The sequence below is a fragment of the Pseudomonas sp. NFX71 genome, assembly GCF_048079215.1.
Lineage (GTDB): Bacteria > Pseudomonadota > Gammaproteobacteria > Pseudomonadales > Pseudomonadaceae > Aquipseudomonas > Aquipseudomonas fluorescens_B.
Genome location: NZ_CP182230.1, coordinates 3,579,234 through 3,594,471, shown reverse-complemented (window position 1 = coordinate 3,594,471; position 15,238 = coordinate 3,579,234). Strand labels below are relative to the sequence as shown.

At 58.2% G+C, this 15,238-nt stretch carries 18 protein-coding genes; 10 read left to right on the top strand and 8 right to left on the bottom strand.

The window, feature by feature from the left end; all coding sequences use genetic code 11:
- Positions 1–4: 4 nt before the first annotated feature.
- The 3 genes from ACM1ZW_RS16595 (at position 5) to ACM1ZW_RS16585 (ending at position 2,501) form a co-directional block, all read left to right on the top strand.
- Positions 5–1,384, top strand: coding sequence for a sodium:solute symporter (locus tag ACM1ZW_RS16595; protein WP_017337104.1), 1,380 nt, complete (start codon positions 5–7; stop codon positions 1,382–1,384).
- A gap of 84 nt (positions 1,385–1,468) precedes the next feature.
- Positions 1,469–2,194 carry an MBL fold metallo-hydrolase gene (locus ACM1ZW_RS16590; protein WP_414879629.1) on the top strand — a complete coding sequence of 242 codons (726 nt, stop codon included), beginning with the start codon at positions 1,469–1,471 and terminating at the stop codon, positions 2,192–2,194.
- A gap of 55 nt (positions 2,195–2,249) precedes the next feature.
- The gene (locus ACM1ZW_RS16585; protein WP_017337102.1) at positions 2,250–2,501 is read left to right on the top strand and encodes a phosphopantetheine-binding protein; all 252 of its coding nucleotides are present in this window, start codon (positions 2,250–2,252) and stop codon (positions 2,499–2,501) included.
- A 190-nt stretch (positions 2,502–2,691) separates the two neighbouring features.
- On the opposite strand, the gene ACM1ZW_RS16580 is transcribed toward ACM1ZW_RS16585, so the two are convergent.
- Complete coding sequence (locus ACM1ZW_RS16580; protein WP_003184145.1) at positions 2,692–2,820, bottom strand: PA1414 family protein; 129 nt, start codon at positions 2,818–2,820, stop codon at positions 2,692–2,694.
- Between the two features lie 139 nt (positions 2,821–2,959).
- A complete protein-coding gene (gene ptrR, locus ACM1ZW_RS16575; protein ID WP_017337101.1) occupies positions 2,960–3,853 on the bottom strand; it encodes a putrescine utilization regulator PtrR in 894 nt (297 codons plus the stop codon).
- A 103-nt stretch (positions 3,854–3,956) separates the two neighbouring features.
- On the opposite strand from ptrR, the gene ACM1ZW_RS16570 reads away from it, so the two are divergent.
- The gene (locus ACM1ZW_RS16570) at positions 3,957–5,138 is read left to right on the top strand and encodes an MFS transporter (RefSeq protein WP_416738912.1); all 1,182 of its coding nucleotides are present in this window, start codon (positions 3,957–3,959) and stop codon (positions 5,136–5,138) included.
- Here the strand turns inward: ACM1ZW_RS16570 and ACM1ZW_RS16565 are convergent.
- Together ACM1ZW_RS16565 and ACM1ZW_RS16560 are read right to left on the bottom strand one after the other, a co-directional pair.
- Entirely contained in the window at positions 5,083–6,015 is a 933-nt protein-coding gene (locus ACM1ZW_RS16565; protein ID WP_017337099.1) for a DMT family transporter, read from the bottom strand. The genes ACM1ZW_RS16570 and ACM1ZW_RS16565 overlap by 56 nt on opposite strands.
- A 65-nt stretch (positions 6,016–6,080) precedes the next feature.
- Positions 6,081–6,917, bottom strand: coding sequence for a S1 RNA-binding domain-containing protein (locus ACM1ZW_RS16560; protein WP_084323383.1), 837 nt, complete (start codon positions 6,915–6,917; stop codon positions 6,081–6,083).
- Positions 6,918–7,269: 352 nt separating this feature from the next.
- Between ACM1ZW_RS16560 and ACM1ZW_RS16555 the strand changes: the two genes are divergently transcribed.
- The 3 genes from ACM1ZW_RS16555 to ACM1ZW_RS16545 all read left to right on the top strand — a co-directional run bounded on the left by ACM1ZW_RS16555 (position 7,270) and on the right by ACM1ZW_RS16545 (position 9,328).
- Entirely contained in the window at positions 7,270–7,458 is a 189-nt protein-coding gene (locus tag ACM1ZW_RS16555) for a hypothetical protein (protein ID WP_017337097.1), read from the top strand.
- Between the two features lie 218 nt (positions 7,459–7,676).
- A complete protein-coding gene (locus ACM1ZW_RS16550; protein ID WP_017337096.1) occupies positions 7,677–8,393 on the top strand; it encodes a TorF family putative porin in 717 nt (238 codons plus the stop codon).
- Positions 8,394–8,458: 65 nt separating this feature from the next.
- Positions 8,459–9,328: a DUF6279 family lipoprotein gene (locus tag ACM1ZW_RS16545; RefSeq protein ID WP_017337095.1), complete on the top strand. Its 870-nt coding sequence runs from the start codon at positions 8,459–8,461 to the stop codon at positions 9,326–9,328.
- A 96-nt stretch (positions 9,329–9,424) separates the two neighbouring features.
- On the opposite strand, the gene ACM1ZW_RS16540 is transcribed toward ACM1ZW_RS16545, so the two are convergent.
- A complete protein-coding gene (locus tag ACM1ZW_RS16540; protein ID WP_017337094.1) occupies positions 9,425–9,814 on the bottom strand; it encodes a hypothetical protein in 390 nt (129 codons plus the stop codon).
- 177 nt (positions 9,815–9,991) lie between these two features.
- On the opposite strand from ACM1ZW_RS16540, the gene ACM1ZW_RS16535 reads away from it, so the two are divergent.
- Positions 9,992–10,726: a DUF899 domain-containing protein gene (locus ACM1ZW_RS16535; protein WP_017337093.1), complete on the top strand. Its 735-nt coding sequence runs from the start codon at positions 9,992–9,994 to the stop codon at positions 10,724–10,726.
- Between the two features lie 156 nt (positions 10,727–10,882).
- On the opposite strand, the gene ACM1ZW_RS16530 is transcribed toward ACM1ZW_RS16535, so the two are convergent.
- Together ACM1ZW_RS16530 and ACM1ZW_RS16525 are read right to left on the bottom strand one after the other, a co-directional pair.
- Positions 10,883–11,302, bottom strand: coding sequence for a DUF2846 domain-containing protein (locus tag ACM1ZW_RS16530; protein WP_416738911.1), 420 nt, complete (start codon positions 11,300–11,302; stop codon positions 10,883–10,885).
- An 8-nt stretch (positions 11,303–11,310) separates the two neighbouring features.
- Positions 11,311–11,739, bottom strand: a complete 429-nt coding sequence (locus ACM1ZW_RS16525; RefSeq protein ID WP_017337091.1) for an Sbal_3080 family lipoprotein — start codon at positions 11,737–11,739, stop codon at positions 11,311–11,313.
- A 188-nt stretch (positions 11,740–11,927) separates the two neighbouring features.
- Here ACM1ZW_RS16525 and ACM1ZW_RS16520 point away from each other — a divergent pair, with 188 nt between their 5' ends.
- A complete protein-coding gene (locus tag ACM1ZW_RS16520; RefSeq protein ID WP_017337090.1) occupies positions 11,928–12,203 on the top strand; it encodes a hypothetical protein in 276 nt (91 codons plus the stop codon).
- A 162-nt stretch (positions 12,204–12,365) separates the two neighbouring features.
- Here the strand turns inward: ACM1ZW_RS16520 and ACM1ZW_RS16515 are convergent, their stop codons facing one another.
- Positions 12,366–13,712, bottom strand: a complete 1,347-nt coding sequence (locus tag ACM1ZW_RS16515) for a DEAD/DEAH box helicase (protein ID WP_084323398.1) — start codon at positions 13,710–13,712, stop codon at positions 12,366–12,368.
- 192 nt (positions 13,713–13,904) lie between these two features.
- Between ACM1ZW_RS16515 and ACM1ZW_RS16510 the strand changes: the two genes are divergently transcribed.
- Positions 13,905–15,203: a mechanosensitive ion channel family protein gene (locus ACM1ZW_RS16510; protein WP_414879624.1), complete on the top strand. Its 1,299-nt coding sequence runs from the start codon at positions 13,905–13,907 to the stop codon at positions 15,201–15,203.
- The last annotated feature ends 35 nt before the right edge of the window (positions 15,204–15,238 follow it).

Here is a 15,238-nt window from a genome sequence, read left to right as displayed (position 1 = left end):
CATCATGGCATTGGATTTATTCGTCGTTCTCATATACGCCGCCGCGATGCTGGTACTCGGCTACTTCGGCATGCGCAAGGCCAAGACCAACGAAGACTACTTGGTCGCCGGTCGCAACCTCGGCCCGACCCTGTACATGGGCACCATGGCTGCCACCGTTCTGGGCGGCGCATCCACCGTGGGCACCGTGCGTCTGGGTTATGTTCATGGCATCTCCGGTTTCTGGCTCTGCGCCGCACTGGGCTGCGGGATCGTGGCGCTGAATCTGTTCCTCGCCAAGCCGCTGCTGAAGCTGAAGGTATTCACCGTTACCCAAGTGCTGGAAAAGCGCTATAACCCGATGGCTCGTACCGCAAGCGCGAGCATCATGCTGGCCTATGCGCTGATGATCGGTGTGACCTCGATCCTGGCAATCGGCACCGTACTGCAAGTGTTGTTCGGCCTTCCGTTCTGGTTGTCGGTGATTCTCGGCGGTGGTGTGGTGGTGATCTACTCGACCATCGGCGGCATGTGGTCGCTGACACTGACCGACATCGTCCAGTTCGGTATCCAGACCGTCGGCCTGATGTTCCTGTTGCTGCCCATCTGCTTGTACCGAGTGGGTGGCTGGGATCAACTGGTTGCACAATTGCCGGCGGCCAGCTTCAGCTTCACCAGCATCGGCTGGGACACCATCATCACCTACTTCATGATTTACTTCTTCGGCATCCTGATCGGCCAGGACATCTGGCAACGGGTGTTCACCGCACGAAGCGAAAAAGTTGCGAAGTATGCCGGTACCTCCGCGGGCATCTACTGCATCATCTACGGTCTGGTCTGTGCACTGATCGGCATGGCCGCTCACGTACTGATCCCGGATCTGGACAACGTCAACAACGCTTTTGCCGCTATCGTCAAAGTCTCGCTGCCGGACGGCATCCGTGGCTTGGTGATCGCTGCAGCCCTGGCTGCCATGATGTCCACCGCCAGCGCCGGCCTGCTTGCCGCATCCACCACCCTGACCGAAGACCTGCTGCCGAAACTGCGTGGTGGCAAACAATCCAACATGAACGTTAACCGCCTGTTTACCCTGCTGACCGGCATTGCGGTACTCGGCATCGCTTTGGTAGTCAACGATGTAATCAGCGCATTGACCCTGGCCTACAACCTGTTGGTGGGCGGCATGCTGATTCCGCTGATGGGTGCAATCTTCTGGAAACGCGCAACCACCGCTGGCGCGATCGCCAGCATGGGCATGGGCTTCGCCACCGCGCTGTTGTTCATGATCAAGGATGGCATGGACGCCAACACCCCGATCTACTACAGCCTCGGCGTGAGTCTGGTGAGCTTCGTGCTGGTCAGCTTGCTGTCCCGTCGCCCGGCAGTGGCGGCCAGCGCCGCCTAAGCTGAACATAACGACTTGATGCTTTCTTCGACGGGTGTGGCGTCGGTTGCCACACCCGTTTTTTTCGCCTGGAGAAAACCTTTGATGAAGATTGTTTCTCGCGATCAGTGGTTCGAGGTCAAACAGCTCAGCGACAGCATCCGCCTGATCCACGAGCCTTACATCCGTCCGTTCTACCGCTGCAACCTCTGGCACATTCAGGGCCGCGACAAGGACCTGCTGCTGGACAGCGGCTCCGGGCTGGTGAGCCTGCGCGAGCAATTGCCGTGGATTACCGAACGGCCGCTGGTGGCCGTGGCCAGTCATTGCCATTTCGACCACATCGCCGGCCATCACGAATTTGCCGAACGCCTGGTGCATCCCGCCGAGGCCGATATCCTTGAGGCACCTGACGGCGAAAACGATTTGAGCCGGGCATTCGTCGGCGACGACATGTTCGAGGCTCATCCCGATTGCCCGCTGTGCTACGCCGAATACCGGGTGAAAGCCGCACCGGCCACGGGGATGATTGAGGATGGGGATGTACTGGATCTGGGCAATCGCGTGTTGCAGGTGCTGCACACACCCGGGCATTCACCGGGTGGCATCAGCCTGTATGAGGCGGCAACCGAGACACTGTTCAGTGGCGACATTATCTACGACGGGCCGCTGATCGAGGACGCCTACCACTCCGACCTCAATGACTACGCGCGCAGCCTGCAACGCTTGCACGAATTGCCGATCCGCACCGTGCATGGCGGTCATTTCGGGAGTTTTTCCGGGGAACATTTGCGCAACATGATTGACGAGTGGCAGCGCTCGCACGCCTGAAAACTGCTGTACTCAGCGCAGGGAACAACAATACCAACGCCCTTGAAGAACCCTCATGAATAGAGCCGACGTACGTGCCGCTGTGCATTGTTTCATCAGCCGCCTGCTGGAGCGCCAGGATGACGTCGACGATCACGCCAGCCTGATGGAATTAGGGTTGGATAAAGCGGACATCGAAGACCTTATCTTCCATCTGGAAGATGAGTTTGGGTTGACGGCGTTTACGGCGGAGGAAGACCGGATGCTCACGACCGCCAGGACGGCGAACGATTTGAGTCGGTTTTTGATGGAGATCGCGCGGGATTGAGTCGGGTTCGCAAACGCGCCCCAATTGGCAAACAAGATTGTGGCGAGGGGATTTATCCCCGTTCGGCTGCGAAGCAGTCGTAATCCGCCTGAGATGGTCCGCCAGATATAACCCGGTTGAACGGTCTTAGGGCTGCTCCGCAGCCCAACGGGGATAAATCCCCTCGCCACAACAGCCCTTCGGCCCTTCGTTACCGGCGGCGCGGCTGGCGGCGACGCTGTTCGTCGTCGGTGCGAATAGGCACAGGTTGCAGAGGCGGTTCGATTAAACCGAGTGCGACACCCAGGTCATGCAGCCAGTTTTGGATTTTCTCTTTCATGGTGCCCCCTTCAGGGTAGTGCCGAGCGGCTGAAATTCTGTAGCCCCTTCGCACTGATAATAGTCCTAAGTCCTACCTAATGCTCGGCAAAATCCACAATGATCTGTTACTGAATTGATCCAAATACCTGACCATTCGTTCAGGCAATTGCTCGGGCCGGCGTTACCTCCGTCGGATAGACCGCCTGTTGCTGCTCGATCCACGCATTAAGATTGGCCCCGACCATGCCTTTGCGCCACATCAGCCAGGTCGTCGCCGTGGCGAAGGGCTCGGCCAACGGGTGCACCGCCACACTTTCACGACCCGGCAGGCTGGCCAGCATCGACTCCGACATCAGCGCCACCCCCGAACCGGCAATCACGCAGGCGAGCATTCCGGGGTAGGATTCGATTTCCATCGCCCGCCCCATGGCCGCGTGATCATGGGCGAACCAGGCTTCCAGACGCGTCCGGTAAGAACAGCCCTGGCGAAAGGTAAACACCGAGCGCCCCTGCACATCCAGCGCGCTGCGCACCGGCGGATGATCGGCTTCGCTGATCAGCACCAGGCGCTCTTCGCGAAAGGGCACGCCATCGAGCCCGGCCAACTCCAGCGGGCCATCCACCAGCGCCGCATCGAGACGACCGGTGAGCAAGCCCTCCAGCAGCTCTCCGCTGGGCCCGGACTGGACTTGCAGGTTCACCGCCGGGTAAGTGCGGTGATACCGGGCCAACAGTTGTGGAAGGTAAATGGCCGCGGTGCTGTACATCGTACCCAGCACGAAATCGCCCGCCGGTTGCCCGCCCTGCACCGCCGCTTGCGCTTCGTTGCGCAGGTTGAACAGCTTCGCGGTGTAGTCCAGCAAAACTTTTCCCGCAGGAGACAACTGCAAACGCTGACGCTCGCGCAAGAAAAGTTCTACGCCGAGCTGCTCCTCAAGCTGTTTAAGGCGGGTCGACAGATTCGACGGCACCCTATGCAGTCGTTCGGCAGCACGGGTAATCGAGCCCTCTTCCGCCACCGCCTGGAAGATCCGCAGTTGGCTGAATTCCACGACATTCTCCAAATCAGAACAAGTTACTCACTATTATTCATTTCTAAAGAAAGTCAATCAGTCCTAGCCTGACGGTCATTGATCCCCTGCCGGAACTCAGACTATGTCCCCGCTGATTCGCTTACTCGCCAGTTTTATCGCGCTCATGATGGCCATGGGCATCGGGCGATTCGCCCTCACCCCGCAATTGCCACACCTGCTCAGCGAAGGTCAGGTCGACCTCACGGCCGCTGGTCTGATTGCCGCAGCCAACTACCTTGGGTACTTCGTCGGCGCCGTGGACGCAATGTTCTGCCGGCGTCCCGAGCAAGTCCGGCAGCGGTTGCTGGGCGGGTTGTGGTTGTGCGTATTACTCACCCTCGCCTCGTTCTGGGCCAATGGCTTCTGGTCGCATCTGCTGCTGCGTTTCGGCACGGGCGTGGCCAGCGCCTGGGTGCTGGTGATGATCACCGCATTGAGCCAGCCACTGGCCGCGGCAGCCGGTCGACCTCGGCTTGGCGCAGTGGTATTTGCCGGACCGGGTCTGGGGATCTTTCTCACAGGATTGTTGGCGTTGGGCTCGAATCTGTTGGGTCAGACCTCTGCAACCTTGTGGCTGGTATACGCCGGTGTCGCACTGGTGATGCTTTTGGGGATTTTGCCCTTCCTGCCGCAACCGTCCGCCTCCGTGGCAGTCGCCGCCAGCGCTACCGGTTCGGGCGACCAGGGGATCGGCCGTTTGGGGGGGATCTACTGCTTGTACGGTCTGGGCTACATCATTCCGGCCACTTTCCTCTCGCAGATGGCCAACGCGCAGTTCCATGGCCAGTGGCAAGCCGATCTGTTCTGGCCCTGCTTTGGTCTGGCGTCGGCCATCGGTGTGGTGCTGGTGAGTCTTCGTCGGCACAACCCGAACGCCACCCGTCATTGGCTGATGGCTACGTTGTGGCTGCAAGCCGCTGGTGTGTTCGCGTGTCTGTTGGGCAGCGGGTCAGGCCTGGCGCTGGGTGTATTGCTGTGTGGCACGCCGTTCCTGGCCTGCATGCAACTGGTGATGCAACGCTCGCGGGAACTGGCGCCCCACGCCACCCAGCGCAACGCAGGACTGCTGACCGCGTGTTTCGCCGTGGGTCAACTTGCCGGACCGTTGCTGGCCGCATTGAGCAGCCATTTCAGCGGCGGTTTGCAGCCGGCGCTGATCGTGGCGGGCAGCGGTCTGCTTATCGCTGGTGGTCTGTTGCTCCGTCCGGTCAGCGCTGGCCGAGGGCTTTGCGCAAACGACGGCGCACCCACTGTTCAGCGCTGACAAACGTGATGCCGAGCAGCACCAGCACGGCACCGATGACGAAGTTGAGGCTCAGCGCTTCGCCCAGCAATACCACGCCGAACGTGACGCCGAACAACGGCGTCATGAACGAAAACACCGCCAGGTTCGCCGCCAGATAGCGACGCAGCAACCAGAACCAGGTCAGGTAGCTGAAGAACGACACCACCAGTCCCTGGAATAGCACACTGGCCACCGCCACGGTGGTCAGGCTGACGTGGGTGACCTGGCCACTGAGCATCGCGATCAGCAGCAAACCGACGAAACCGACAATCAGTTGGTAGAACAACGTGAGCGTCACCGGTGCTTCCGACAAGCGCGAAGCGCGCACCACGACGGTGGTTGCGCCCCAAGCGGCGCCGGCCAATACGCCAAGCGCATCGCCCATCAACATGCGGCGATCGAGGTTGTCCCACGACACGCCACCGGCAAACGCGATGGCAATCCCGATAAAGGCAAGAAAAATGCCCAACCACTGGACGGGCCTCAAGCGTTCGCTCGGCAACAGCCAGTGCACGCCCAGCGCGGTGAAGATCGGCGCCGTGTAAAGGAACACCGACATGTGCGCAGCCGTGGTCAATTGCAGGCCTTCGGAAATGAAGAAGAACTCCAGTCCAAACAGCGCTCCGGCCAGCAGTCCACCGCGCCACGTCTTGCCTACCTGATCCCAGCCGCCCTTCCAACAGATCAGCAATCCTACAAGCAACGCAGAAATACCCGACCGCCCCGCAGCCTGCATGACCGGCGCGATGTCAGGCGCCGCCCACTTGATCATCACCTGCTGCACGCCCCAGATCAGGCACAACCCCATCATCACTTGCAGGGCAAACGCATCGGCGCTACGCCGAGTGGCGCTCACTGGATCACCTCGTCAACACAATCCATGGCAATGACTCGACAGTTAAAGCAAAGGCCGGCGTGGGATCAGCTCAGTTCAATGCGATCGGCGTGAATAACGATCTGGCCATTCTTGTACAGCGCACCAATGGCTTTTTTGAAGTTGCCCTTGCTGACGCCAAACATGCTGGTGATCACTGTCGGGTCACTCTTGTCGCTCACCGGCAGCGTGCCGTTGTTTTCACGCAACTTGGCGAGGATCTTCGAGTTGAGGCTAGTGGCCGCTTCTTCACCCACTGGTTGCAGGCTCAGGCTGATCTTGCCGTCGGCCCGGACTTCTTTGATGAAGCCCTTCTCTTCCTTGCCGGCGCGCATGAACTTGAAGATTTCGTTCTTGTGGATCAGGCCCCAATGCTTGTTGTTGATGATTGCCTTGAAGCCCATGTCGGTGGCTTCGGCAACCAGCAGATCAACTTCCTGGCCGGGTGTGTAATTGGCCGGGGTCTTGTCCAGATAACGGTCCAGACGCGCGGTCGCAGTGATGCGACGGGTGTGCTTGTCGAGGTAGACGTGCACCACGACATACTCGCCAGCAGTCATCTGACGCTTTTCTTCGGAATACGGCAGCAACAGATCCTTCGGCAAACCCCAATCCAGGAAAACACCGATGCTGTTGACTTCAACGACTTTCAAACTGGCGAATTCACCGACTTGAACTTTCGGCTTTTCGGTAGTTGCGATAAGTTTGTCATCGCTGTCCAGATAAATAAAAACGTTGAGCCAGTCTTCATCTTCGCTGGGAATATCTTTGGGAATATAACGATTAGGCAGAAGGATTTCGCCATCCGCGCCACCGTCCAGATATAAACCGAAGTTAGTGTGTTTAACCACTTGCAAACTGTTGTAACGCCCGACTAAAGCCATGTCCAATACCCTCATTGCGTGGGCGGCATTCTACCCGTTTTTGCACGCGGCGTTCGACGCCCGACCAAGAGGCTCGAGAAAAATCCTGTGAAGGTCTTAATTTTCCTGGGGTTTGTCGGTCGCGTCCGGCCATTCGTCAGGCCGATCAGCGGATTTTCGCCCCTTCCAGCCAGGCAAAAATCCATTTATACGCACTGATGTTCTTATTCAAAACAGCAGGTTACGGGGGTATTTCGAATAATAACTTGCGACGTATCCTGCTTTTGTGATGTGTATTTCAGGGGGATATTTACCAAGCAATTGTCAAGTATTTCCTGTACGATGCGTGGCCAAGTTAATTTTCTACAGGTTAATGGCCGCCATGCGTGTAAAAGCATCCAACAGCAAAGCAAAGCCAGCTCCAGCCGTTGAAACCAGCGAATCGATCAACAACCAGATTGCTGCGTTCCTCAAGTCCGGTGGCGAGATCCAGCAAATTGCCAAAGGCGTCAGCGGCCAGACGTTCGGCCCGTCCAAGCAGATCACGCTCGGCAAAAAGTAACACCGTTACAGATCCTCGCGTCACCTGGTCCGTAAGCGCTTTGAGCTTCGAAGCGCTTGGACTGGAACCCTCTCGCAACACCCCCGATAAATACATCAATATTTCAAAAATCGACGAACGGCCATCGATGCCGAGCATTCGCCGGTATGCTTGCACACGTCTGGATTAAGCGTTTCAGCAGTTTTTCGTTTCTGCTCCTCGCTGTCATGGAGTGACGCATGCTCAAACCCTTTCTGTTTTTGCTCAGCGGCCTGCTGTCATCTTCGGTCGCCAACGCGCAAATCTTCCAGCGTGAACTGGGGGACTTCGATCTCAAGTTGGGCACCACCCCCAGTCGCAGCATGGCCCAGGGGCTGGTCAAACCCTCGACCATCGGCTCCTTTCACGGCGGCCTCGACCTGAGCCATGACAGCGGCTTCTACTTCGGCCAATGGTCACCGAGCATGGGATTGAGCCAGGGGAACAACCTCGAAGTCGATTCCTACATGGGTTTTAAACAACCCTTCGACCAAACCCTCGGATACGAAGTCGGCATGATCCGCTACAGCTATCCGAAGGTGGACACCCTCGACACCCAGGAACTCTTCGGCGGCCTGACCCTGCTGGGCAGCCGTTTCGGCGCAGCCTTCAGCAACGACCCGGACAAACAGAACAGCACCGTGTTCGCCGACCTGGGCGGCAATCAGCCATTCGGCGTCGGGATCAGCATGAAATACACCACCCACCAGCTCAATACTCCGGTGTCGGTGGACGGCGGGTATGTAGGCAGTTTCACCGACTGGTCGTTGACGCTGTCCCGGCCGTTCATGGGCATCGACCTGGACCTGATCTACAGCGACTCAAGCCTCAGCGGCAGCGATTGCTCCGCCTACTCCGGGCACAACAGTCAGTGCGACGGACTCGTCACCCTCAAAGCCGAACACGCGTTCTATTGATCGGCTGAACTGGCGGGCTCATCCTGCGTTCACATGAGAACCTACGCTTTCGCAAGGACTCGCCCATGTCGCGCTGGTTAAAGTGTATTGCCGTCGCCCTCACCCTCAGTCTCGCCCTCGGCGCCTGCAGCCGCGTGGGCCTGGCCTATCGCAACCTCGACGTGATCATTCCGTGGACCCTCAGCGATTACCTGGACATGAACGGCGAGCAAAAAGGCTGGTTCAACGAGCGCCTGAAAGAGCACCTGAGCTGGCACTGCACCACGCAACTGCCGGGTTACCTCGACTGGCTCGACCGTTTGCAGGTGATGGTTGAGACCAATCAGGTGACCGACACCGCACTGCAAACCCGCACCCAGGAAGCCAAACAAGCCATCGCCCAGACCGCACGGGAAATCACCCCGTCGGCCATCGAGTTGTTGCAGGGGCTGGATGACAAGCAAGTCGCGGAGATGAACGACGCCTTTGCCAAGGACCAGCGCAAACGCCAGCAGGATTACCTGAAACCGTCCCTCGATCAGCAGATCAAGGAGCGCGGCGAGCGCATGGAAAAACGCTTGAAAGACTGGCTCGGCCCGCTCAGTCCAACCCAGCGACAACGTGTCGTCGCCTGGTCGAATGCCTTGGGTGACCAGAACACGCAATGGATCGCCAACCGCGCCCATTGGCAGAAGCAGTTCAGTGCCGCAGTGGCACAACGTCAGAGTCCGGAATTCCCACAGCGAATCGAGACACTTCTGGTGAATCGCGAGAGTTTATGGACGGCCGATTACCGCAAGGCTTACGCCAACACAGAAGCACAGGCGCTAAGCCTGTTCGCGGATTTGATGGCCGAGAGCAAGCCGACCCAGCGTGAGCGGTTGTTGAAGAAAATCGAAGGGGTTCGCAAGGACTTCAATGATTTGAAGTGCCTCAAGGCCGCGAAACAGAGCTAAGAATCAAAAGATCGCAGCCTTCGGCAGCTCCTACAGAGTTCTGTGTATACAGGCAGGAGCTGCCGAAGGCTGCGATCTTTTGCTTTCACCACGCAATCAGGCGATCTGCGCCTTGGACGCCACCTCATCAAACGTCACTGCATCGAGCGCATCTTCCTGCTCATCCAGGACCTGCCGTGGATGATCATTGCCAGGAATGCTGCTGTCGATCAGGCTCAATAAACTCGAACCCCGTGGCGTCAGCATGTAGTTCGAACCGGTCCCACCCTGCTCTTCAGGCCGAGGTTCGATATAACCCCGCTCCAGCAGCAACTTTTCATATTCACCGGCCACCGCTTTCAGGTGATCCAGGTTTTCAGTCTGCTCGCCCTCCGCACCTTTTTCTGCCGCGTACTCTTCTGCATAGGGCCGCGGCGTGAAGCTGGGGGCCGCGTTTTGCACTTCGTGCAGCAAGCGTTCAATCAAATCCCAGTTATAAGTCGTCATCCTGTCCAACCTCCAAAGCCCGTGAATGTGATGGCCTTCATAGGTTGTGACCGGCAGCACGCGCAGCCGTTCAGCGTAGGTTTTGAACGGCGCTGACCGGCGGTATGTCGAAATCGGCACAGGTCAAACGACAAGCTTGTGTCAGTCACCTCCCAGCATTGCGCAGGAGAAAACCCGATGAACGTTCAGAACCATCAAATCGTGTCGCGAGAAGAATGGCTCGTGGCCCGCAAACAACACTTGGCCCACGAAAAAGCCTTCACCAAAGAACGGGACAAACTCAGCGCCGAACGTCGCGCCCTGCCCTGGGTGAAAATTGACCAGGACTATCGCTTCCAGGGCCCCAACGGCGAACTAAAAATGGCCAATCTGTTCGGCGGTCGCAGCCAGTTGGTCATTTACCACTTCATGTTCGCCGACGGCTGGGACGAAGGTTGTCCCGGTTGCTCCTTCCTGTCCGACCACATCGACGGCGCAAACCAGCACCTCGCCCATCACGACGTGGCCGTAGTGGCCGTTTCCCACGCGCCATTCGCCGAATTCCAGGCATTCAAACGGCGCATGGGCTGGAAGTTCGATTGGGTGTCGTCAGCAGGCAGCGATTTCAACTACGACTTTGGCGTCTCGGCCCGAGCAGAAGATGTCGCTGCCGGCAAGGCAACCTACAACTACGAAAAATCCGACGGTGCCGAGGAAGAACTCCCCGGCCTGAGCGTGTTTTATCGCAACGAAGCTGGCGATATTTTCCACACCTACTCCACCTATGCCCGAGGATTGGACATGTTGGTGGGAGCCTACAATTACCTCGACCTCACGCCCAAGGGGCGCAATGAAGAAGAAATCATGGAATGGGTAAGGCATCACGATCGCTATGAAGACAAGGCTTCTTCGAGCTGCTGCCATGGGGGATAGAGCGCATTGTTTGCAAGCAAATGCTGTGAGCAAATAAAAAGGGCAACCTGTTGGTCGCCCTTTTGCGTATGTGCAGACACGTGCTGAAAAGCGCTAACTCAGGCATGCCAATCAAATGTTTTGATTGGCGATGGATCACTCATTTACCGCGTACGACTACTTCACCGGAATATACGAATACCCCTTCACCATGGCTTTCCCTTCCTTGGCGTCCCGCACCCGGACCATCTCGGCCGCGTACTCTTGCGTGTATTCAACGAAGTATTCCTTGCCCGGCTCGACCTGCAGGTTCAAGTACACGTTTCGGGGATGCGGGCGCGGTCCGGCTGAGACCTTATGCAAGCCCGGGCTCACCAGAACCCAGGAATAGTTTTTGTCATTGAGCCCCACCACGGCGCTGTCATTGATGCTGAACACGCTGTCATAAAAACTGCCTTGAATGACCTGGGTCCGCATCATGTAAACCAGCGCTTTGCCCTGCGGTGGCGCCGGCGGCTCGAAATACGGCTGGCTGGAGCTGGTATGACCGCATCCGGTCAACAACAGCATGAGCAATAGACCCGGGATACTTTTCATGGCTGCGCTCATTTGTTTTGCCCCAGTAACTGGTTGATCACCGGCCCCATTTTTTCCTCGACCGGCGCGACTTTCGACGGATCGAAGCCGCCCTCACCGGTCAGGTGGTATTGACCAAAGCCGATTTGTTGATCGCCCTTGAAGAGCCGGACACTGGCATCGGACAAGTACGGGGAAAAGTCCCAGGAACGGATGGCGGTGTAGGTCAGACGGTATTCGCAACTGCTCGGAATGGGGGCGGCGTACAAGCGACTTTCGATGTTGTGCTTGCGCAAAAGCGTTTGCAGGCCATCGACGAAATCGCCCACCACCACTTTCGGGTTCTCTTCGATGCAGAGCTGAGAGATTTTGTATTGAGGAGCAACTGGCTCGACGTTGACGTTGGTGCAACCGGTCAATGCCAGTAGAAGGCTTGCCGTGACGGCCCTGAACAGCATGGTCGATCCCTGATTTGCGAGTGATAGCACAATGATACCAGCCTACTAGATTGGCGTCCTTTTTCGGTCAATTGACGGATTCGCTATCAGCCAGCTGCGTGAACAAAAGATGCCAGCGTGCTGAACTTTCCCCTGACCTCAACCCTCAACCGGATAACCCGCCTTAACCGGAACCGAGGCCCACCCCCATGAAAACCCTGCTGAAACTCACCCTCGCCGCCACCCTCGCTTGCGCCCTCCCCGCCTGGGCCTGCACGCCGGAGGAAGCCACCGCCAAACGTGAACAGCTGGCCAAGGAAGTCGCCAGGCTCACGGAGCAGAATCCGAAGAAAGCCAAAGAGATCAACGATGAGTTGCAGAAGATGGATCTGGATACGGCCAGCGCCGATCTACCGGACAAGTGTCAGTTGATAGACCAGCGTTTGAAGGAGTTGGGATCGGCGGAGAAAAAAGCCGAGGGTTGAAGAGAAGATCGTAGCCTCGCTTCGCGCGACAGCTCCGAGGATTCAGGTGCACTCGGAATACCAGGTCGCACACGCTTCATGCAGGAGCTGGCGAAGCCTGCGATCTTTGGACGAAAAAAAACCCGGACAATGTCCGGGTTTTTACTGGATCGCTACCGCGCCTTATTCAGCAGCCGGCGCTTCCGGCTTGCGGCGCTTCAGCGGGGCCATACCGTCCTTGCTGACCAGCGACAGCGCGTCGGTCTTCGGGCGGTTGGCAATTTTGCGCTTGGTCGGTGCCTTGGCGCCGGTTTTCTTCTTCTCGCCCTTGGCGTCGACCTTTTTCTTCTTCACGCCAACGGCTTTGCCCGAGGCCTTGACCTTTTTCGGCCCGCCGTAGGTGCCTTTGACTTCCTTGATGGTGCGGCGCTCGAAGCTCTGCTTGAGGTAGCGCTCGATGCTCGACATCAGGTTCCAGTCGCCATGGCAGATCAGCGAGATGGCCAGGCCATCGTTGCCGGCACGACCGGTGCGACCGATACGGTGAACGTATTCATCGCCACTGCGCGGCATGTCGAAGTTGATCACCAGGTCGAGGCCGTCAACGTCGAGGCCACGGGCGGCAACGTCGGTGGCAACCAGGATTTTCACACCGCCCTGTTTCAGGCGATCGATCGCGAGCTTGCGGTCTTTCTGGTCCTTGTCACCGTGCAGGACGAACGCTTTGTATTCCTGGGCCACCAGGCGGCCGTAGATGCGGTCGGCCATGGCCCGGGTGTTGGTGAACACGATGGCCTTCTGATAGGTCTCGTTGGCCAGCAGCCAGTTCACGATCTGCTCTTTGTGCTGGTTGTGGTCAGCGGTGATGATCTGCTGACGGGTGGTCGCGTTCAGATCGCTGACGTTGTTCAGCTGCAGGTGTTCCGGGTTGTTCAGGACCTTGGCGACCATCTCGCGCAGGCCCGAACCGCCCGTGGTGGCGGAGAACAGCATGGTCTGCTGGCGATTGGTGCACTCTTCCACCAGACGCTGCACGTCTTCGGCAAAACCCATGTCGAGCATGCGGTCGGCTTCGTCGAGCACCAGCACTTCGACTTCTTTCAAGTCGAGGTTGCCGGCGTTCAGTTGCTCGATCATCCGGCCCGGCGTACCGATCAGGATATCCGGCACCTTGCGCAGCATGGCGGCCTGAACCTTGAAGTCTTCACCGCCGGTGATCAGACCGGACTTGATGAACGTGAACTGAGCGAAACGCTCGACTTCCTTGATGGTCTGCTGGGCCAGCTCGCGGGTGGGCAGCAGGATCAGGGTCTTGATGCTGACGCGGATTTTCGCCGGGCCGATCAGACGGTTGAGGATCGGCAAGACGAAGGCGGCGGTCTTGCCGCTGCCGGTTTGCGCTGTCACCCGCAGGTCACGCCCTTGGAGCGCCAGCGGAATAGCCGCTGCTTGCACAGGCGTTGGCTCGACAAATTTAAGCTCGGCCACGGCTTTGAGCAGGCGTTCGTGCAGGGCGAATTGGGAAAACACGGGTGCTACCTCGAAGAAATACAAAAAAACAGCTGCATAGGGTAACGGTTTCGAGCGCCGAGGCCGAGTTTCTTTATGCAAACGACCGTAAACAGTGGCTTTTTTGTTGCCTCTTTTGTCCTCAAACGTCATCCAAAGCGTCTTAAATGCTCTAATCGCCCCGACGCGTCCTATAGAAGAACGGTTTTACCCATGGATATCAAACAGCTCTGGCTCAACGTCCAAGACCTTTGGGGTGCTCTCGACCAGCATCCTCTACTGCATTCCAGCCTCGGGCTGCTTTTGTTGCTGCTGGTGGCACTGGCCCTCGGACGAGTGGCGCGCTATCTCATTCTTCATGCGACCAAAATGCTGGGCCGTCAACCGGCGTTGCACTGGGTCAATGACTTTCGGCAGAACAAGGTGTTTCATCGCCTGGCGCAGATGACGCCGTCGCTGGTGATCCAGTTCGGCCTGCACCTGGTGCCGGAACTGAGCAAAACCAGCCTGATCTTCCTCGGCAACGTGGCGCTGGCCTTCACCATTCTGTTCCTGGTGCTGGCCATCAGCGCCCTGCTCAACGCGTTGCTGGACATCTATGCGCGCACGGAGCATGCCCGAACCCGCTCGATCAAGGGCTACGTGCAACTGGCGAAGATGGTCTTGTACGTGTTCGGGGCGATCATCATCGTCGCCACGCTGATCGACCGCTCGCCGCTGTTGCTACTGTCGGGCCTGGGCGCCATGTCGGCGGTCATTCTGTTGGTCTACAAGGACACCCTGTTGTCGTTCGTCGCCAGCGTGCAGCTGACCAGCAACGACATGCTGCGGGTCGGCGACTGGATCGAGATGCCGCAAGTCGGCGCCGATGGCGATGTGGTGGACATCACGCTGCACACGGTCAAGGTGCAGAACTTCGACAAGACCATCGTTTCGATTCCGACCTGGCGCCTGATGTCCGAGTCGTTCAAGAACTGGCGCGGCATGCAGCAGTCGGGTGGGCGACGGATCAAACGCAGCCTGTTCATCGACGCAAGCGGTGTGCGATTCATCCGTGATGATGAAGAGCAGAAGCTGTCCCAGGTGCATCTGCTGACCGATTACATCAGCCGCAAACAGGCTGAACTCAAGGCGTGGAACGAGGCTCAGGGTAACGTCGCGGCCATGTCGGCCAACCGGCGGCGGATGACCAACATCGGGACCTTCCGCGCCTATGCGCTGGCGTATTTGAAGAGCCACACGGAGATTCAGCCGAATATGACCTGCATGGTGCGGCAGATGCAAACCACGGCGCAGGGGATTCCGCTGGAAATCTACTGCTTCACCCGCACCACGGCGTGGGCGGATTACGAGCGGATTCAGGGGGATATTTTCGATTACTTGCTGGCGGTGCTGCCGGAGTTCGGGTTAAGCCTTTATCAGCAGCCGAGTGGCGGGGATCTCAGGGCCGGGTTGCTCCCGGCCATGCTGGGCGCCAGCCACATTCCAGAGCCTGAAAAACACGTCATGTAACTTCAGGTCTCCCCTTGTGGGAGCGAGCCTGCTCG